At 73.0% G+C, this 18,093-nt stretch carries 16 protein-coding genes; 12 read left to right on the forward strand and 4 right to left on the reverse strand.

Annotated features, from left to right (window positions below; translation table 11 throughout):
• Nucleotides 1-68: 68 nt before the first annotated feature.
• Nucleotides 69-353, reverse strand: coding sequence for a lactococcin 972 family bacteriocin (locus ACICHK_RS21475; RefSeq protein WP_151470117.1), 285 nt, complete (start codon nt 351-353; stop codon nt 69-71).
• Nucleotides 354-836: 483 nt separating this feature from the next.
• Between ACICHK_RS21475 and ACICHK_RS21480 the strand changes: the two genes are divergently transcribed.
• The 11 genes from ACICHK_RS21480 to ACICHK_RS21530 all read left to right on the forward strand — a co-directional run bounded on the left by ACICHK_RS21480 (nt 837) and on the right by ACICHK_RS21530 (nt 13,834).
• Nucleotides 837-2,288, forward strand: a complete 1,452-nt coding sequence (locus ACICHK_RS21480; protein ID WP_406838178.1) for a glycosyltransferase family 39 protein — start codon at nt 837-839, stop codon at nt 2,286-2,288.
• A 161-nt stretch (nt 2,289-2,449) separates the two neighbouring features.
• Entirely contained in the window at nt 2,450-3,295 is an 846-nt protein-coding gene (locus ACICHK_RS21485; protein WP_151470119.1) for a tryptophan 2,3-dioxygenase family protein, read from the forward strand.
• On the forward strand, nt 3,288-4,490 hold the full coding sequence (gene kynU, locus ACICHK_RS21490) for a kynureninase (protein ID WP_406838179.1): 1,203 nt from the start codon (nt 3,288-3,290) through the stop codon (nt 4,488-4,490). Before ACICHK_RS21485 ends, kynU begins: the two co-directional genes overlap by 8 nt.
• Before the next feature lie 268 nt (nt 4,491-4,758).
• Nucleotides 4,759-5,673 carry an alpha/beta hydrolase gene (locus ACICHK_RS21495; protein WP_406838180.1) on the forward strand — a complete coding sequence of 305 codons (915 nt, stop codon included), beginning with the start codon at nt 4,759-4,761 and terminating at the stop codon, nt 5,671-5,673.
• Nucleotides 5,674-5,856: 183 nt separating this feature from the next.
• Nucleotides 5,857-6,900 (forward strand): alpha/beta hydrolase, encoded by a 1,044-nt coding sequence (locus ACICHK_RS21500; protein WP_406838181.1) that lies wholly within the window; start codon nt 5,857-5,859, stop codon nt 6,898-6,900.
• Nucleotides 6,893-8,134 carry an acyltransferase gene (locus ACICHK_RS21505; RefSeq protein WP_406838182.1) on the forward strand — a complete coding sequence of 414 codons (1,242 nt, stop codon included), beginning with the start codon at nt 6,893-6,895 and terminating at the stop codon, nt 8,132-8,134. The genes ACICHK_RS21500 and ACICHK_RS21505 overlap by 8 nt, the downstream gene beginning before the upstream one ends.
• A 208-nt stretch (nt 8,135-8,342) precedes the next feature.
• Nucleotides 8,343-9,683: a sensor histidine kinase gene (locus ACICHK_RS21510; protein ID WP_406841278.1), complete on the forward strand. Its 1,341-nt coding sequence runs from the start codon at nt 8,343-8,345 to the stop codon at nt 9,681-9,683.
• Nucleotides 9,680-10,360, forward strand: a complete 681-nt coding sequence (locus ACICHK_RS21515) for a response regulator (protein ID WP_406838183.1) — start codon at nt 9,680-9,682, stop codon at nt 10,358-10,360. The genes ACICHK_RS21510 and ACICHK_RS21515 overlap by 4 nt, the downstream gene beginning before the upstream one ends.
• A gap of 146 nt (nt 10,361-10,506) precedes the next feature.
• The gene (locus ACICHK_RS21520; RefSeq protein WP_406841279.1) at nt 10,507-11,844 is read left to right on the forward strand and encodes a sensor histidine kinase; all 1,338 of its coding nucleotides are present in this window, start codon (nt 10,507-10,509) and stop codon (nt 11,842-11,844) included.
• Nucleotides 11,841-12,524 (forward strand): response regulator transcription factor, encoded by a 684-nt coding sequence (locus ACICHK_RS21525; RefSeq protein ID WP_151470126.1) that lies wholly within the window; start codon nt 11,841-11,843, stop codon nt 12,522-12,524. The genes ACICHK_RS21520 and ACICHK_RS21525 overlap by 4 nt, the downstream gene beginning before the upstream one ends.
• 89 nt (nt 12,525-12,613) lie before the next feature.
• The gene (locus ACICHK_RS21530; RefSeq protein WP_406838184.1) at nt 12,614-13,834 is read left to right on the forward strand and encodes a cytochrome P450; all 1,221 of its coding nucleotides are present in this window, start codon (nt 12,614-12,616) and stop codon (nt 13,832-13,834) included.
• 67 nt (nt 13,835-13,901) lie between these two features.
• Here ACICHK_RS21530 and ACICHK_RS21535 read toward each other — a convergent pair whose 3' ends face one another.
• On the reverse strand, nt 13,902-15,536 hold the full coding sequence (locus ACICHK_RS21535) for an ABC transporter permease (RefSeq protein ID WP_406838185.1): 1,635 nt from the start codon (nt 15,534-15,536) through the stop codon (nt 13,902-13,904).
• Entirely contained in the window at nt 15,533-16,561 is a 1,029-nt protein-coding gene (locus tag ACICHK_RS21540) for an ATP-binding cassette domain-containing protein (RefSeq protein ID WP_406838186.1), read from the reverse strand. The genes ACICHK_RS21535 and ACICHK_RS21540 overlap by 4 nt, the downstream gene beginning before the upstream one ends.
• Before the next feature lie 102 nt (nt 16,562-16,663).
• On the opposite strand from ACICHK_RS21540, the gene ACICHK_RS21545 reads away from it, so the two are divergent.
• Nucleotides 16,664-17,164 carry a GbsR/MarR family transcriptional regulator gene (locus ACICHK_RS21545; protein WP_406838187.1) on the forward strand — a complete coding sequence of 167 codons (501 nt, stop codon included), beginning with the start codon at nt 16,664-16,666 and terminating at the stop codon, nt 17,162-17,164.
• 56 nt (nt 17,165-17,220) lie between these two features.
• On the opposite strand, the gene ACICHK_RS21550 is transcribed toward ACICHK_RS21545, so the two are convergent.
• Nucleotides 17,221-18,078, reverse strand: coding sequence for a diacylglycerol kinase family protein (locus ACICHK_RS21550; protein ID WP_406838188.1), 858 nt, complete (start codon nt 18,076-18,078; stop codon nt 17,221-17,223).
• Between the last annotated feature and the right edge of the window lie 15 nt (nt 18,079-18,093).

The following is an 18,093-nucleotide window of genomic DNA, read 5'->3' on the forward strand; positions in this document are numbered from 1 at the left end:
CCCGGTCAGACACCCGAGAGCGGCGCCACTCGTGGATGCCTAGACCCGCCGGGTTTCGACCGGGAAACTCAGCAGTTCGGGTTGTAGTGGTACGACACCGAGCCGTTCAGGCTCGCCGAGGCGAGGGACCACTTCCCCTTGGCGGTGCAGCCGCTGCCGAAGACCGTGCCGCCCACCTTCACCGAGGACGAGTGCTGGTTGCTCGGGTGCTTGTAGTTCGACCACGCCGTGTTGGCGCCGTGGTCGTAGCTCCACTTGCCGCCGCCCACGTCGACGGTGACGGCCAGGGCCGGCGTGGCCGCGGCCACGATGAGAGCGGTGGCCGCCAGTGCAGCCTTTACCCCGTTTCGCATGCTCAAGACTTACTCCTCGTCATTCTGTTCTGGTCGGAACAGGGATAGATCCTGAACGGAAAATGCGGCCAGGGGCAACCGAATATCGAGGTGATCAGGATCACGGCGTTAATTCGGTCGCGGCGGGCATCGGGCGGAACGATCAATTCCTGATTGCTTCACGGGGTGAATATGCGGGCCGGGAGGGGCGTGAAGTGTGCGCGTGGAGGGTGAAATCTGTTTTGCGGTTGCGCCGGATGTCGCCAAATTTATAGACGGTTTTCAGCCATAATCCCTGGGTTGTAGCGGTCTTTTCCATGTGCATGTACTGTCGTCGGCTTACGGGGCGGCGCAGGCAATGCCCCCTGCCTTGCCGGCGGGTCTGGAATTCGCGTTCACGGGGAATTCCCGTGCGAACCGACAGCCGGTCCGCGGGGGTCCTCAGTCATGTCGACGAACCGCTGACTTCAGTTCGCACCGCTACCCGAGGGCCCCACCACCTTCATGACTCCCCACATAACCGCCGGCCGTCGCCTCCCGCCCGTCTGGCTGATTCCCCCGCTGTGGACCCTGGCCCTGGGCATGTGGGGACTGTCCCGGCAGCACAGCCTGTGGCGGGACGAGGCGGCGACCTGGCAGGTGGCCCGGCGGCCGACCTCCGAGATCTGGCACATGCTGGGGCAGGTCGACGCCGTACACGGGCTCTACTACCTGCTGATGCACGGCCTCTTCGAATGCTTCGGGCCCGGCACGACGACGCTGCGGCTGCCCTCCGTGCTGGCCATGGCGGTGGCGGCGGCCTGTGTGACGGTCATCGGCCGGCGACTGGCCGGGACCTGGGCGGGCCTGGGGGCGGGGCTGTCGCTCGGTCTGCTTCCGGCGGTGCAGTTCTATCTCCAGGAAGGACGCCCGTACGCACTGGTCACGGCCGGGGCCGCGGTCTCGACGCTGCTGCTGGTGACCGTGCTCGAGGGCCGTGGCGGAACAGCACGGTGGGCGGGCTACGCCGGCGCGGTCCTGCTGTGCGGGCTGCTGAACTGGCTGGCGCTGATGATCCTGCCCGCGCACGCGGTGACCCTGATCCGGACGAGGGCCCGGCGCGAGGTGTGGACCCGCTGGACGGTGGCCTCGGCGGCGGCCGTGGCGGGCGCGCTGCCCCTGATCCTGTTCACCCGGACCCAGTCCGACCAGGTCTCCTGGATACCGCCGCTGACCTGGCACATGATGATCGGCCCGGCGATCCTGCTGGCGATCGGCGGCCTCGGAGCGCTGCTGGACCGACCGCGGGCGGGCCGGCCGTCCGTGGCGGCCGTGGGACTGCCGCTGCTCGCGGTGCCACAGATCCTCCTGATCGGCATCTCCCTGGTCCAGCCGCTGTTCCTGGACCGGTACGTCCTGTTCAGCCTGCTGGGTCTGGCGCTGCTGATCGGGACGGCGCTGGGCACGGCGGTACGGGCGGCCACGCCGCGCTTCCCGAGGGCGTCGCCGTGGATCCTCCCCGTGGTGGTCGCCGTGGCGATGGCGGGGTTGCTCCCCCAGTCACTGGCCAAACGCGCCCCGGCCAGCCGGGTGGACGACGTCTTCGCCGTCGCGACGGACGTACGGCGGCTCAAGGAGCCCGGAGACGCGGTGCTCTTCGTACCGGCGGCGCGACGCGACACCGAGCTGGTCTCCCCCCGGGCCTTCAGCGGTCTGCGGGACATAGCCCTGGCCGAGAGCCCGGAGGAGTCCGGGACGCTGAAGGGCGTGGAGGCCGGCCCGGCCCGGATCCGGACCGCGATGCTGGCCCAGCGGCGGATCCTGCTGGTGACGGATGCGGCGGAGGTCGCGAGGCCGGTGTCGGCGCAGCGGGACCGGATGAAGACCTCGGTGCTGGAGAAGTACTTCACGCCGGTGGCGGACGAGCAGGTCCGCGGCCGCAGGGTGACGGTGTACCTGCGCGTCAAGAGCCCGTGACGGGGGGTGGAGGTCCCCGGAAAGCGGGCCCGTCCGGTGTGATCGGGCGGGTCTTGCGATTCCGGGGGACGATTGTGGAGGATGCCCGGTGGGGACCGGGGCCCCCGTGTCGGTAACGGCAGGGGCGGACCGCTACCCGGAGCACGATTCAGGAGACAGCGATGTCCCACCAGGCTCGGCCCGACGAGGCTCAGGAGCCCGAGACCCCGCATCTCGACTTCCAGGGCACGACGCCGTACGAGGACTACGTACAGGCGGACGTGCTCACCCACCTCCAGCACACCCTCTCCGACGACCCCGGAGAGATGGTCTTCCTGGTGACGACCCAGGTCATGGAGCTGTGGTTCACGGTCATCGTCCACGAGTGGGAGACCGCGGCCAAGGCGCTGCGCGCGGACGACGTCCCCGTCGCGGTGGCCGCGCTGAAGCGGTCCGTACGGGAGCTGGAGGCGCTCAACGCGTCCTGGCGTCCGCTCGGGCAGCTCACGCCCGCGCAGTTCAACTCCTACCGTTCGGCCCTCGGCGAGGGGTCCGGCTTCCAGTCGGCGATGTACCGGCGCATGGAGTTCCTGCTCGGCGAGAAGTCCGCGTCGATGCTCGTCCCGCACCGGGGCGCGCCGCGCGTGTACGCCGAGCTGGAGAAGGCGCTGCACGAGCCGAGCCTGTACGACGAGGTGCTGCGGCTCCTCGCGCGGCGCGGGCACGCGATCCCGGCCGCGGTGCTGGACCGTGACGTGTCGCTGCGCTACGAGCCCGTGCCCGAGGTGCAGGCCGCGTGGACGGCCCTGTACTCCGGTGACGACAGCGACGAGCTCGCCCGTCTCGGCGAGGCGCTGACGGACGTCGCCGAGCTGGTGTGGCGCTGGCGCAACGACCACCTCGTCGCCACCCGCCGGGCCATGGGATCGAAGACCGGCACCGGCGGCAGCGCCGGGGTGGCCTGGCTGGAGAAGCGCGCGCAGAAGAACGTGTTCCCCGAGCTGTGGACGGCGAGGTCCTATGTCTGAGCGAGCCCAGGTGTCCGCGTTCGTCGAGCGGGCGGCGGAACTCGACGCGGCGGACGGACTCGCCGCCCTGCGCAAGCGGTTCGTGCTCGACGACGTGGTGTACCTGGACGGGAACTCGCTCGGCGCGCTGCCCGTCGAGGTCCCCGGCCGGGTCGAGGACGTCGTCCGCCGGCAGTGGGGCGAGATGCGCATCCGCTCCTGGGACGAGAGCGGCTGGTGGACCGCGCCCGAGCGGATCGGCGACAGGATCGCCCCGCTGGTCGGCGCGGCGCCCGGACAGATCGTGGTCGGCGACTCGACGAGCGTGAACGTCTTCAAGGCCCTGGTGGGCGCGGTGCGGCTGGCGGGCGAGGGGCGCGACGAGATCCTCGTCGACGCGACCACGTTCCCGACGGACGGGTACATCGCGGCGTCGGCGGCCCGGATGACGGGCTGTGAGCTGCGCCCGGTCGATCCGGACGAGCTGTCCTCGGCGCTCGGCCCCCGCACGGCCGCGGTGCTGCTCAACCACGTCGACTACCGCACCGGCCGGCTCTACGACCTGCCGTCCCTGACCTCCGCGATCCACGCGGCGGGCGCGCTCGCCGTCTGGGACCTGTGCCACACCGCGGGCGCCCTGCCGGTCGGTCTCGACGAGCACGGGGTGGACCTGGCGGTCGGCTGCACCTACAAGTACCTGAACGGCGGCCCCGGTTCGCCCGCGTACCTCTATGTCCGCGCGGACCTCCAGGACCGTTTCGACTCCCCGCTGCCCGGCTGGAACTCGCACGTCGAGCCCTTCGCCATGAGCTCGTCCTACGAGCCCGCGCCGGGCGCGCTGCGCGGCCGGGTCGGCACGCCGGACATCCTCTCGATGCTGGCCCTGGAAGCGGCGCTGGAGGTGTGGGACGGGGTCTCGGTCGAGGACGTCCGCGCCAAGTCGCTCGCTCTGACCGACTTCTTCCTGGAGTGCGTCGCGGCGTACGTCCCCGAGGGCCGGGTCGAGTCCGTGACCCCCGCCGCCCACGCGGAGCGGGGCAGCCAGGTGGCCCTGCGCTGCGCGGACGCGGGCGCCGTGATGAAGCGCCTGATCGACAACGGCGTCGTGGGTGACTTCCGCCACCCGGACATCCTCCGCTTCGGCTTCACCCCGCTGTACGTCGGCTTCGCCGACGCGGAACGGGCGGCACGGGTCCTGGCGGAGACGCTCGGCTGAGTCCAGCCCCTCCGGCGTTCGAGGAGCGGGCTCCGGGGCGGAGCCCCGGGTACGGGAAGGGCAGGGGCGGAGGGGGCGGGATTCCCTCCGCCCCTACCCGTACGCCGGGTACCCGCCCCCGCCCGGGGGACGCAGGAAGGAGGGAACCGCCCCTGACCGAGAGCAACGGCCTGCTGCGGACCCACGTCATTGGCCTGATACCGTCCACGCGAACGGCCGAATCGTTTCCTCGCCCGCCAAATCCGTTTCACCGCTGAGAGGTTGGAGCATGCAGGACGACGTCGCATCCCGGGACGACGCCGCCGCGCGCGACGCAGCCGAGGAGGCGTCCGCCTTCTCGCACCCGGCCGTGGACCCCGACGTCACCATGGCGTACGGCGACCACCCGGACCAGGTGATCGACTTCTACGCCCCGCGCGATCCCGATCCGGCGGTCCTCACCCCCGTCGTGGTCGTGCTGCACGGCGGTGCCTGGCGCGCCCCCTACGACCGCCGCCACATCACCCCGTTCGCCGCCTTCCTGACCCGTCGCGGGTTCGCCGTGGCGAACGTCGAGTACCGCCGCGGAGAGGACGGGGGCCGGGCCGGCACCGAGGCCGGCGGCACCGCCGGGGCTCCGGTCGCCGGCCGCTGGCCCGACACCTTCGACGACGTGGCGGCCGCGCTCGACGCGCTGCCCGCACTCGTGCGCCGGGCGCTCCCGGGGGCCGACCCCGGACGCATGGTGATCACCGGCCACTCGGCGGGCGGACACCTGGCGCTGTGGCTCGCGGCCCGTCACCTCCTGCCCGCCGACGCGCCCTGGCGCACCGACGGTCCCGCCCCCCTGCGCGGTGTCGTCGCCCTCGCTCCGATCGCCGACTTCCAGGTCGCGGAGGAACTCGACGTGTGCGGCGGGGCTTCCCGGCAACTCCTGGGCGGAGAAGCCACGTTCGCGGAACGCCTGCCCTACGCCGACCCGGTGCGGCTGCTCCCCACCGGCATCGCCACCACGCTCGTCCAGGGCCGTACCGACGTCGTCGTCCCGCAGGCGGTCGCCGAGTCGTACGCGGACGCGGCGGCCAAGGCGGGCGAGGTGGTGGGTCTGACGCTGCTGGAGGACGTCGGCCACTTCCCCCTGATCGACCCGTCCGCCGACGCCTGTGCCGTGGTGGCGGAGGAGATCGCCCAACTGGCCTGGTAGGCACTTCAACTGCGTTGATTTCAAGGACAGTTGAACCATCCTCCCGGACCCCGGTCATACCCGTAGTACCTGAGAGCTACCTCTCGAATGAGGTCCGCAGCGGGACGCGGACGACAGGTGACGATCCGTAATTTCCCTTCCAATGGCGCCCGATGACCGGGCGGACGGGGAGGGACGGACACCATGGACCACCGGACGAAGCCGGCTGCCGAGGGGAGCGCGGACGCCCCCGCGGCCCCGTGCCCCCGGACCGGAGACCGGACCGCCCGTCGGCCGCGTCGGCCGGGACGCGCCCGTCGGCTGCGCCGGACGCTGCTCGCCGCGCTGATCACGGCCGCGGTCGTCGTTCCCGTGTCCGCCGCCGCTCGCCCCGAGATCCCCGCGCCCGCGCCCGCGGTCCTCGCACCGCTGGCGGCGTCGACCCTGGACCAGGCGTACGAGGCGAACCGGGCGGACGCCGCGAAGGCGGCCCGGATGGCCGCGGACCACGGTGACCGCACCCGTGCCGCCGCCGACCGCGCCCTGGCCGCACCCTCCCGCCGTCTCCTCCTCTTCGACGGCCGGGGCACCGGCCGGGCCGTCGAGGTCCTCGGCGATCTCGCCCACGCCGACCGCGTGGCCGTCCTGGTCCCGGGCTCGGACACCACGCTGGAGACGTACGGCCGCTTCCGCGCCGGCGCCCTCGCCCTGCACGACCGGCTCGGCCCGCGCGGAGCCGTCCTCGCCTGGCTCGGGTACGAGACGCCGGGCACCGTGAGCACCACGGTCCTGACGCCGGACCGTGCCGAGGAGGCGGCTCCCCTGCTGAGGGCGTTCCTGCGCGAGGTGCGCGGAGTCGTCGGCCGGTCGGCGCACCTCTCCCTGCTCTGCCACTCCTACGGCACGGTGGTCTGCGGCCGTGCCGCCCCGGGCCTGGACGTGAGCGACATCGCCGTCCTCGGCAGTCCGGGCACCGGAGCGTCCTCGGCCTCCGCGCTGGGCACGTCCGCCCGCGTCTGGGCCGCCCGGGGCTCCGCCGACTGGGTCGCGCACGTCCCGCACACGAGCGTCGGCCTCTTCGGCACGACCGTCGGCTTCGGCACCGACCCGGTGTCCCCGTCCTTCGGCGCCCGGGTCTTCCGGGCCGGTGCCGCCGGGCACAGCGACTACTTCGCGCCGGGCTCCGAGTCCCTGGCCAACCTCACCCGCATCGTCCTCGGCGACACCTCGGAGGTGACCCGTGCGTGACCTGACCGGTACGACCGCCCCGAAAGGCACGGCCGGCACGACCGCCCCGACCGGCCTGCGGGCCGTGATCCACCGCGTCGACCGGGCCACCCCCGTGGAGCGCGACCGCGCCGTGGACGCCCTGCGCGCCCTCGCGATCCTGGGCGTGGTCCTGGGCCACTGGCTGGTGACGGCGCTCGTCGCGGACGGCGGCACGCTGCGCACGGCGAGCCCGTTGCGGTACATGCCCTGGCTGACCCCGGTCTCCTGGGCCTTCCAGACGCTCGCCGTGTTCTTCCTGGTGGGCGGCCACGTGGCGACGAAGAGCTACGCGTCGGCACGGGCCCGCGGCACGACGTACGGGCGGTGGCTGCGCGCCCGCACGGAACGTCTGCTGAGGCCGGTGGCGGCGGTGCTGACGCTCTGGGCGGTGGCGACCGGCTGCCTCCTCGTGTCCGGCGCGGACTTCCGCACGGTCCACACCCTGGTGAAACTGGCGCTGTCCCCGCTCTGGTTCCTGGTCGTCTTCGCCGGACTGACCGCCGTTACACCGCTGCTCACCCGGCTGAACCCGCTGTGGCCGCTGGCCGTCGTCCTCCATGTGGATGTCGTACGTTTCGGCTTCGGCGGCCCGGCGTGGCTCGGCTGGGTGAACGTCGCGGCGGGCTGGCTGGTTCCTTACGCCCTGGGCGCGGCCTGGACCCGAGGCGAACTGGAGGGGCCGCGCGCGGGCCTCCTGCTGTTCGCCGGCGGCGCGACGGCGACGGCCGCCCTGGTGCTGTGCGCCGGTTATCCGGCGTCCATGGTCGGCATACCGGGGGCCGCGGTCTCCAATCTGGACCCGCCGACGCTGGCCGCGGTCACCTTCGGACTGGCCCAGTGCGGACTCGCCCTGCTGCTGCGTGAGCCGCTGCGCCGGGGGATGCGGCGCCCGGTGGTCTGGGCGGGCACCGCCTTCGCCAACCTCTCCGCGATGACGATATTCCTCTGGCACCAGACGTCCCTGATGGCGGTGACCGCCCTCGGTCTGCTCGCGGGCAGGCTTCCCGGTCTGCACACCACCCCCGACTCCCTGGCCTGGGTGGCCGCGAGACTCCTCTGGCTGCCCGTCTTCGGCTGCGCCCTCACCCTGTGCTGGTTCGCTTTCAGCGTCCATGAGAGGGGACCCCGCCGTCCCGTCGGCCGCCCCTCCCGGGTCGTCCGTGTCCACCGGGGCCTCGGCCGGGGGACACCCGAGGAGGTGCCTCGTGCCTAGGGTTGGCGACGTGACCAGCGAGGAGCAGGGGCCCCCGATCGGCGGGCGGGCAAAGGTGTCTGACGCACCGTCGGGCAGATCCGGATCTCCCGCACCGATCGCCGTGCCCGCCGGTGGTGGCCGCCGTGGCGGCGGGCGCGTACAGGCGCTCGCCCGGGCCCCCTTCCTGCTTCTCCCGTTCCTGCGCGGGATCCTGGCCGAACTCGCGGTGCCGGCGGCCGCGCCGCTGCCGCCGCTGTCCCGGCCCCGGCTGCTGCGCCGGCTGCCGCATGTCGTCGTGTGTCTGATCGCCCTCGGGCTCGGGCTGGCGGCCATGGACGAGCTGAGACACGGCTACCGACTCGGTTTCCCGCTGGGCACGGTCAGCGGCTTCGCGGTGGGCGCGGCCGTCGCGTTCGCGCTGTGGCGTCCTGTGCCGGCCTGGTGGCTGTCGCTGGGCGCCACCGTGGTCGCGGGCATCCCCGGCCCGGCACGGGGAGCGGACTGGCCGTGGAGCTCGTCCACGATGACGGCACAGGCCGTCGTGCTCTTCCTGCTCGCCCTGCGGTCGCCCACGCGCGTCGCCGTCGGCGCGCTGTCGCTGACAGCCCTGGCCACCTACCTCCTGCAGGATCTGGCCGTCAGACCCGCGTACTCCCCGGCCGTGCCGGTCGTCGGACCATCCATCCGACCATCCATCGGACTGTCCTACCACCCGACGGGAGCGCTGGCGCTGGTCGTCTTCGCCGTCGTCGTCCTCCTCGGCACGGCGCTGCGCGGTCGCCGCGAGGCCCGCACCCAACTGGTCGAGCAGGCCTCGCTGACCGAGGAGGAGCGCGCCCGCCGCACGGTCCTGGAGGAGCGCAGCCGCATCGCCCGCGAACTCCACGACGTGGTCGCCCACCACATGTCGGTGATCTCCATTCAGGCACAGGTCGCCCCCCACCTGGTCGAGAATCCGACCGACGAGCTGAAGGAGAACCTGGAGGGCATCCGGCAGAACGCCCTGGAGGCGCTGACCGAGCTGCGCCGGGTGCTCGGAGTGCTGCGCTCGGAGAACCCGGAGGACCCGTACGGCCTCGGCACCGGGGCGGGCGTGGCGCCGGACGCCCCGCAGCCCACGCTCGGCCGTCTCGACGCCCTGGTCGAGAACACCCGCGCCGCGGGGCTGGACGTGACCACGGAGATCGCCGGGGAACGGCTTCCCCTGGCCCCGGGCGTGGAGCTGTCGGCGTACCGGATCATCCAGGAGGCGCTGAGCAACGCCCTTCGTCACGCGCCGGGTTCCGCGGTCAAGGTCGAACTCTGGCACTTCCCCCGGGGCCTCCAGGTGAGGGTCGTCAACTCGCGTCCCCGGCACCCCGCTCCGCCGTCCCCGGGCGCCGGACACGGACTGCTCGGCATGCGGGAGCGCGTCGCGATGCTGGGTGGCACCCTCATGACCTCGGAGACGTCGTGCGGAGGGTTCGCGGTGGTTGCCTTCCTCCCGGGCAGCGGCACCGCGCCCGCCGACGCCACCGGCCGGACCGACGAGACCCCCACAGGCCCGCGAGGAGAAGAGACACCATGACGACCGTGAGCGGCACCATCCGCGTACTGATCGCCGACGACCAGCAGATGGTCCGCCAGGGATTCACCGTGCTGCTCAACACCCGTCCGGGCATCGAGGTGATCGGCCAGGCGGTCGACGGTCTCGACGCCGTCCGCAAGGTCGCCGAACTCGCCCCGGACGTCGTCCTGATGGACATCCGCATGCCCGAACTCGGCGGCATCGAGGCGACCCGCCGCATCACCACGGACACCCCGCACATCAAGGTCCTGGTGCTGACCACCTTCGACCTCGACGAGTACGTCTACGAAGCCCTGCGCGCCGGCGCCTCCGGCTTCCTTCTCAAGGACGCCTCGGCCGACCAGCTCGCGGAGGCGGTCCGGGTGGTCGCGGCCGGTGACGCCCTCCTCGCCCCCGGCATCACCCGCCGCCTCATCGCCGAGTTCTCCCGCCTCGGCTCCGCCCCGCGCACCCCCCTCAAGCAGCGGGTCGGCGACCTCACCGAACGCGAGACCGAGGTCCTGGCCCACATCGCCCAGGGCCTCTCCAACGCCGAGATCGCCCAGCGCCTGGTGGTGGCCGAGCAGACCGTGAAGACCCACGTCGGCCGCATCCTCGTCAAACTGGGCCTGCGCGACCGCACCCAGGCGGCGGTCTTCGCCTACGAATCGGGCCTGGTCCGTCCCACGGGCTACTGACCCGCACCCCACCGGCCCGCGGAGGGCGCCCACGGCCCTACCCGTAGTACCTGAGACGGACCCCCGAGGACCCTCCTCGCAGGTGACGACCGCACCCCCCGTCCGGCTCTACCGTTCTGAACGTGACCGAGACGACCCAGACGCAGATGACGTCCCCGCCCCCCGGCGGTGCCGGGGACAGGCCCCGCAGCCCGGAGTACCGCCTCGCGGCGGACGCCGTGCGCGGCCTGCGGCAGGACATGTTCCACGACGCCTTCGCCTACCGTCCGCTCCGCCGCATGCGCACGGACGGTCCCCTCACCCGCCGCCTGCCCGGAACCCTGCGCGCGTACGCGGCCTGGACCCCGCACGCGACGGTGGCCGCGATGGGCCTGCTGGCGATGGCGGCCGGCTACAGCGGTGTCGGCGGCCCCGGCGAGAGCCCGGTCACCCAGCTGCTGTGCGGGCTCCTCGCCCTGCTCCCGGTCCTGGCGACCCTCATCCGCCCGATCGGCGCCTTCTGGCTCTCGATCGCGGCGGTCCCGGTCGTCGCCGTGTTCAGCAACTCCTGGAGCGAATGGCCGTGGGCGCCCGGCAGCTTCCTGGCGCACGTCACCGTGCTGACGGTCGTCGCCCTGCGGTCGCGCCCCCGCGTCGCGGCCTGGATGTGGCTGCTGACCGCCGCGTACAGCCTGGTGGCCGAGACGTTCTTCGGCGGGAGCTACTACAGCGCCAACACGTTCCCGCTCCTGTTCGTCTCCGCGCTCGCCCTCCTGATCGTCACGGTCCTGAACGTCCGCAGGGAGGCCGAGCAGGAGGTGACGGCCCACCAGTCGGAGACGGCGCAGGAGCGGTCCCGGCGCACACTGCTCGAAGAGCGCACGACGATCGCCCGCGAGCTGCACGACGTGGTCGCGCACCACATGTCGGTGGTCGCCATCCAGGCGGAGGCGGCGCCCTACCGGGTGGAGAACCCGCCCCCGGAGCTGGAGCAGGCCTTCGTCACGATCCGGGAGAACGCGGTGGCCGCGCTGACCGAGCTGCGCCGTGTGCTGGGTGTGGTCAGGGCCGAGGACTACGAGGCGCCGGACGCCCCGCAGCCCACGCTCGCCGATCTGGACGGGCTCCTCGCCAACGTGCGGGACGCGGGTCTGACCGTGGAGAAGGCGGTCACGGGTGCGGTGCGCGAGCTGCCGCAGGGCGTCGAGCTGTCGGCGTACCGGATAGTCCAGGAGGCCCTCAGCAACACCCTGCGGCACGCGCCGGGAGCGTCGGCCCGCGTCGAGATCGGTTATGTCCTCGGCGGGCTCGGCCTGCGCATGGTCAACGGCCCCGCGCCGGTGACGACCCTGGAGAAGTCGACGCACGGCGCGGGGCACGGCATCACGGGCATGCGCGAGCGGGTCACGATGCTGGACGGCGAGATGACGACGGGCGTCATGGACGACGGAGGGTACGAGGTGGTGGTGTTCCTGCCGGTGCCGTCGGGGGAGGCGACCGGATGACGGGCGGTACGGGCCGGGCGATCCGGGTGCTGATCGCCGACGACCAGATGATGGTCCGCGAGGGCTTCTCCGTGCTGCTCGGCGCGATGCCGGACATCGAGGTCGTCGGCGAGGCGGTCAACGGCCGGGAGGCGGTCGAGCGGGTACGTGAGCTGCAGCCGGACGTCGTGCTGATGGACATCCGCATGCCGGAGATGAACGGCATCGACGCGACCCGGGAGATCGTCGCCGCGGACGGCGCCGCGAAGGTGCTGGTGCTGACGACGTTCGATCTCGACGAGTACGTGTACCAGGCGCTGCGCGCGGGGGCGTCCGGCTTCCTGCTCAAGGACGCCTCGGCCCGCCAGCTCGCCGACGGGGTGAGGGTGGTGTCGGCCGGGGAGGCGCTGCTCGCGCCCTCGGTCACCAGACGGCTGATCACGGAGTTCTCCAAGCTGGCGGAGGAGCCCCGGCTGCCGGCGACGGCACACGCGGCGTACGGGGATCTGACCGACCGGGAGACGGAGGTGCTGGTGCTGATCGCACAGGGCCTGTCGAACGCGGAGATCGCCGAGCGGCTCGTCGTCGCGGAGTCGACGATCAAGACCCATGTGAGCCGCGTCCTGGTGAAACTGGGGCTGCGGGACCGGACGCAGGCGGCGGTGTTCGCGTACGAGGCGCGCCTGGTCACCCCCAGGTGACGCGGACCCGCCGTCGAAGGCCGCCGTTCAGGTCCCCCCGCCCGGGACGCCCCTGGTCAGCGGGGGGCGGGCCGAGCTAGCGTCCGTTCATGGCAGCTTTGGAGAGTTCGCGGGCCTTCGACCCGTGGGATCCGGCCTTCGTGGCGGACCCGTACCCGGCCTACGAGGAACTGCGTGCGCGGGGCCGGGTGCACTACTACGAGCCGACGAACCAGTGGCTGGTGCCGCACCACGCGGACGTGTCGGCCCTGCTGCGGGACCGCCGGCTGGGCCGGACGTACCAGCACCGGTTCACGCACGAGGACTTCGGGCGGACGGCCCCGCCGCCGGAGCACGAGCCGTTCCACGTGCTCAACGACCACGGGATGCTCGACCTGGAGCCTCCGGACCACACGCGGATCCGGCGGCTGGTGTCGAAGGCGTTCACACCGCGCACGGTGGAGCGGCTGAAGCCGTACGTGGAGGGGCTGGCGGGCGAGCTGGTCGACAGGCTGGTGGAGGCGGGCGGCGGGGATCTGCTGACCGACGTGGCGGAGCCGCTGCCGGTGTCGGTGATCGCGGAGATGCTGGGCGTCCCGGAGTCCGAACGGGCGCCGCTCCGCCCCTGGTCGGCGGACATCTGCGGGATGTACGAGCTGAACCCGTCCGAGGAGGCCGCGCGGAAGGCGGTGCGGGCGTCGGTCGAGTTCACCGAGTACCTGCGGGGGCTGATCGAGGCCCGGCGCAAGGAGCCGGGGGACGACCTGATCTCGGGACTCATCGCGGCGCACGACGAGGGCGACCGGCTCACCGAGCAGGAGATGATCTCCACCTGCGTGCTGCTGCTGAACGCCGGGCACGAGGCCACGGTCAACGCCACGGTGAACGGCTGGTGGGCCCTGTTCCGGCACCCTGGGCAGCTGGCGGCGCTGCGGGCGGACCATGCGCTGATCCCCACGGCGGTGGAGGAGCTGATGCGCTACGACACCCCGCTCCAGCTGTTCGAGCGCTGGGTGCTGGACGACATCGAGATCGACGGCACGACGGTTCCGCGGGGCGCGGAGATCGCGATGCTCTTCGGCTCCGCGAACCGTGACGCCGCGGTGTTCGAGGACCCGGACGCGCTGGACCTGTCCCGGGCGGAGAATCCGCACATCTCCTTCAGCGCGGGCATCCACTACTGCATCGGTGCTCCGCTGGCCCGGATCGAGCTGGCCGCGTCCATGAGCGCGCTTCTGACCAGGGCCCCCGGCCTCAGGCTCGCCGGGGAACCGGTCCGCAAGCCGAACTTCGTGATCCGCGGACTGGAGGGTCTGCAGGTGGAGGTCTGACCTCCGGCACGGCCCCGTCCGGCGGCGCGGCACCCCGCCCGGGCGAGGTGCCGCGCCGCCGGGCTCCTCACGTCGCCAGGTCCCGGCGGCGCAGGCACGTCAGTCCCGCCGCCGTCAGGGCCACCGCGATCGCGGTGAGGACCAGGACCGGGGTCCAGGTCATGGTGCCGCCCGGCAGCCTCGGGAGGTGGCCGAAGGGGGAGAGGTCCAGGACGGCCTGCGGGATCTTCAGGGCGGGGCCGAGCCAGCCGAGGAGGAGGGCGAGGCCCGCCGCGGCCCAGGCGCCGGGGGCGAGGCGGGGCGAGAGGCCGTACAGCAGGACGGCGAGGCCGCCCAGGGTCCACACCGCCGGGACCTGGACCAGACAGGCGCCGAGGATCGCGCCGTACTCCGCTCCGTAGCCGAGGGCGAGGCCGACCCCGCCGAGCAGCATGACGACGGCCGTGCCGCCGAAGGCGAGGACGAGGTGTCCGCCGGCCCAGCGCAGCCGGCCGACGGCGGCGGCGAGCAGGGGTTCGGCGCGCTGCGAGGTCTCCTCGCCGTGCAGCCGCAGCACGGAGGAGACGACGTAGAGGGCGGCGACCATGCCCAGCATGTTCACCATGGCGGCGAGGAACGCGTCGGTGAGCCCGGCCTGCCCGCCCATCCGCTCGATGATCTCGCGGGTCTTGGCGTTGCTGCCGACCAGGTCGGCGGCCCCCTTCGTGATGCCGCCGAACGCGGCGCCCGCCGCGAGGAAGCCGAGGCTCCAGCCGAGGACCGCGCCGCGCTGCAGCCGCCAGGCCAGCGCCCCGGCCGTGCCGAGGCGGCCGGTCGCGGGTCCCGGCCGGGTGGGCAGGAAGCTCATGCCCACGTCGCGCCGCCCGGCCAGCACGTAGGCGGCGGCGCCCTGTGCGATGACGGCCGCGGCGAACAGCAGCAGGACCCACCAGCGTTCGTCCGCGAAGGCGCGGAGGTTCTCCAGCCAGCCCAGCGGCGAGATCCAGGTCAGCGCCGACGAGCCGTCGTCGGTCGCCGAGTCGCCCGCCGCCCTGAGGACGAAGGCGGCGCCGACCAGGGCGCCCGTCAGTCCCTTGGCGAGCCGCCCGCTCTCCGTGAGCTGGGCGACGATCGCGGCCATGGTCGCGAAGACCATCCCGGTCGCGCCGATCGCGAGTCCGAGCGCCAGGGCCCCGGCGGCGCCCTGTCCGGCGAGGCCGGCCGTGACGATCAGGGCGAGGACGCCGTCGGCGACGAGCGCGGCGAGCAGGGCGGCGGTCAGCGGGGCCCGCCGCCCGACCATCGCGGCGGAGACGAGTTCCTGGCGGCCGCTCTCCTCCTCGTCCCGGGTGTGCCGTACGACGACGATCAGGCTCATGACGGCGGCGAGGATCCCGGCGTAGACGCCGATGCGCCAGGCGGTGAGTCCGCCGAGCGAGTCGCTGAACACCGGTCCGTAGGTGGCGCGCAGGGAGTTGTTGGCGAGCATCTGCTGGGCCAGGGCGGCGCGTTCGGCCGGGGTGCCGTACACGCTCTTCAGCGAGGCCGGCAGGGAGAGCACCATCAGCGCGGTCACGCCGATCCACAGCGGCATCATCACGCGGTCGCGGCGCAGCGCGAAGCGCAGCAGGGTCCCGGTGCCGGCCAGGGGGCGGGAGCCGCCGGCGCGCGCGGCGAAGGCGCCGGGGGCAGGGGCGGGGGCCGGGGTGGTCGTGGCGGTCATCGGGCCACCGTCTCCTCGGACCCGTCCGCCCGGTCGTCCGCCCGCCCGTCCGCCGGGGCAGCCGCCCGGCCGTCGTCCTGGTAGTGCCGCAGGAACAGCTCCTCCAGGGTCGGCGGGGTCGAGGTCAGGGACCGGACGCCGGAGTCGGTCAGCGACCTGAGGACGGCGTTCAGCTTGTCGCCGTCGGCCTGGAACCGGACCTTGCACCGGACCCCGTCGTGCCGGACCCCGGCGTCCTGGACGTCGAGTTCGTGGACGCCGGGCAGGGACGCCAGCCCGTTCGGCGGGCCGGTGAGTTCGGCGGTGACGCTGGTGCGGGTGAGGTGGCGCAGGTCGGCGAGGGTGCCGCTCTCGACGGTCCGGCCCTTGCGGATGATGCTGACGCGGTCGCAGAGTTCCTCGACCTCGCTCAGGATGTGGGAGGACAGCAGGATCGTGCGGCCCCGGTCGCGTTCCTCCCGTACGCACTTCTGGAAGACCTCTTCCATCAGCGGGTCGAGGCCCGAGGTCGGCTCGTCCAGGATGAGCACGTCGACGTCCGAGGCGAAGGCGGCGACGAGGGCGACCTTCTGGCGGTTGCCCTTCGAGTAGGTGCGCCCCTTCTTGGTGGGGTCGAGTTCGAAGCGCTCGATCAGGTCGGCGCGCCGCGCGGGGTCGAGGCCGCCGGTGCGTCCGCCTTCCCGTCCGCCGCGACGGGCGCGGCCCCCGTCGTGCAGCCGCCCGTAGAGGTCGATGACCTCGCCGCCGGAGAGGTTGCGCCACAGGGTGACGTCGCCGGGGACGTAGGCGACCCGGCGGTGGAGTTCGACCGCGTCCGCCCAGGGGTCCATGTCCAGCATCCGGGCCGTGCCCGAGTCGGCGCGCAGCAGGCCCAGCAGGACCCGGATGGTGGTGGACTTCCCGGAGCCGTTGGGGCCGAGGAAGCCGTGCACCTCCCCGGCCTCGACCTCCAGGTCCAGGCCGTCCAGCGCGTGCGTCGTGCCGAACGACTTGTGCAGTCCGGCGACGCTGATTGCCTTCGTCATGGCCCGAACGTACGCTTCTTTCAGAAATTTGTGAAGTTAAGGAAACGTATAAACCCTGGATACACTCGACGACGATGCGCGAGCAGGGGAGATGATCGGCAGATGGCGGAACCGAGTGCGAGGGAGCGGGACCCGGAGGCGGTCTCACAGTTCGTCGAGGGCTTCGCGGCCCAGCTCGTCGAGGCCGGGATGCAGCGGATGCCCGCCCGTGTCTTCGCCGCGCTGCTGGCCTCCGACTCCGGTGCCATGACCTCCGCCGAACTCGGCGAGCAACTCCAGGTCAGCCCCGCCGCCGTCTCCGGCGCGGTGCGCTACCTCGCGCAGCAGCACATGGTCTCGCGCGAGCGGGAACCCGGCTCACGGCGCGAGCGGTACCGCGTGCACAGCAACCAGTGGTACGAGGCGCTGACCAGACGTGACGCGGTGCTCAAGCGCTGGGAGCTCGCCCTGCGCGCCGGTGTCGACTCCCTCGGTCCCGCGACCCCCGCCGGGCGGCGGCTCTCCGAGACCCTCGCGTTCTTCGAGTTCATCGACGGCGAGGTCGCCGCGATGATGGAACGCTGGCGCGCCCACCGCGAGACGCTGTTCGGCGACGACGCCTGACGAACGCGACCGGGTGGACCGGCCCCGGCCCCGGTCCAGGTCCCGGTCCAGGTCCGTCAGGTCCTGGCCGGCAGGGTCAGGCCCCAGGCCGACTCCCGTACCGTCCAGGTCCGGGTCCGGACCGGGCCGCTCACCACGGAGTCCGCGCGGTAGCGGAAGTCGGCGCCGGAGACGGTGACCTTGTGGCCAAGGAGCCGCAGGGGCGAGGAGCCGGTGCCCGCGGACACCGCGCGGACCTCGATCTCGGCGCCGCAGCCCGCCTCCCCCGGCGTCACGGACACGGCCTCCACCGGCTGGTCCAGGTCCACCACGCACACCCCGTCGACCTCGATCCGCAGCCTGGAGGGCCCCGTCGCGGGCGCGGCGGCGAGCCGGGACGGCCGGGAGGCGAGGGTCCGCACCAGGGACTGGCAGGTGCGCAGCCAGGCATGCCCGCCGGCCTCCTCCCCGGGCGCCCCCGCGGGTACGGGGGCGGACGGCCGGGAGGGCGGCGAGGGGATGCACAGCGCGCCGAGCACCACGCCGTCGCTGTCGTCCACGAGCAGGTCGAGCCGTCGTTCGGCCCCGTCGAGGACCGCCCTGGCCGCCGCGACGGCCCCCACCGGCACCCCGAGCGAACCGGACAGCGGCGACACACCGCCCACGGGCACGAAGGACAGCGCGCACGCGGCGAGTTCCCGCCGCCGGTGCAGCAGGGACACCGCCCGCAGCAGGGCCCCGTCGTCACCGATGACCACGGGGCGACGGGCACCCCGGCGGATCAGCGCCCGGGCGAATTCCTCGGGCCCTTCCGGGAGGCACACCTTCGTCGCCGCACCCGCGCTGAGCACGTCTTTCGCGATCCGGACGGACTCGCCGTCCGTCCGTCGGGCGACCGGGTCGATGACCACCAGGAGCTGGTCGGAAGCCGCCACCTCGGTCCTGCCTCG

Origin of the sequence: Streptomyces sp. AHU1 (genome assembly GCF_045343905.1) — a bacterium.
GTDB lineage: Bacteria > Actinomycetota > Actinomycetes > Streptomycetales > Streptomycetaceae > Streptomyces > Streptomyces triticiradicis.

Coding starts and splice junctions, on each gene's coding strand:
- ACICHK_RS21480 (WP_406838178.1), top strand. CDS start 837: ATGACTCCCCACATAACCGCCGGCCGTCGCCTCCCGCCCGTCTGGCTG.
- ACICHK_RS21485 (WP_151470119.1), top strand. CDS start 2,450: ATGTCCCACCAGGCTCGGCCCGACGAGGCTCAGGAGCCCGAGACCCCG.
- ACICHK_RS21495 (WP_406838180.1), top strand. CDS start 4,759: ATGCAGGACGACGTCGCATCCCGGGACGACGCCGCCGCGCGCGACGCA.
- ACICHK_RS21540 (WP_406838186.1), bottom strand. CDS start 16,561: ATGACGAAGGCAATCAGCGTCGCCGGACTGCACAAGTCGTTCGGCACG.
- ACICHK_RS21515 (WP_406838183.1), top strand. CDS start 9,680: ATGACGACCGTGAGCGGCACCATCCGCGTACTGATCGCCGACGACCAG.
- ACICHK_RS21525 (WP_151470126.1), top strand. CDS start 11,841: ATGACGGGCGGTACGGGCCGGGCGATCCGGGTGCTGATCGCCGACGAC.
- ACICHK_RS21500 (WP_406838181.1), top strand. CDS start 5,857: ATGGACCACCGGACGAAGCCGGCTGCCGAGGGGAGCGCGGACGCCCCC.
- ACICHK_RS21475 (WP_151470117.1), bottom strand. CDS start 353: ATGCGAAACGGGGTAAAGGCTGCACTGGCGGCCACCGCTCTCATCGTG.
- ACICHK_RS21545 (WP_406838187.1), top strand. CDS start 16,664: ATGGCGGAACCGAGTGCGAGGGAGCGGGACCCGGAGGCGGTCTCACAG.
- ACICHK_RS21520 (WP_406841279.1), top strand. CDS start 10,507: ATGACGTCCCCGCCCCCCGGCGGTGCCGGGGACAGGCCCCGCAGCCCG.
- ACICHK_RS21535 (WP_406838185.1), bottom strand. CDS start 15,536: ATGACCGCCACGACCACCCCGGCCCCCGCCCCTGCCCCCGGCGCCTTC.
- ACICHK_RS21530 (WP_406838184.1), top strand. CDS start 12,614: ATGGCAGCTTTGGAGAGTTCGCGGGCCTTCGACCCGTGGGATCCGGCC.
- kynU (WP_406838179.1), top strand. CDS start 3,288: ATGTCTGAGCGAGCCCAGGTGTCCGCGTTCGTCGAGCGGGCGGCGGAA.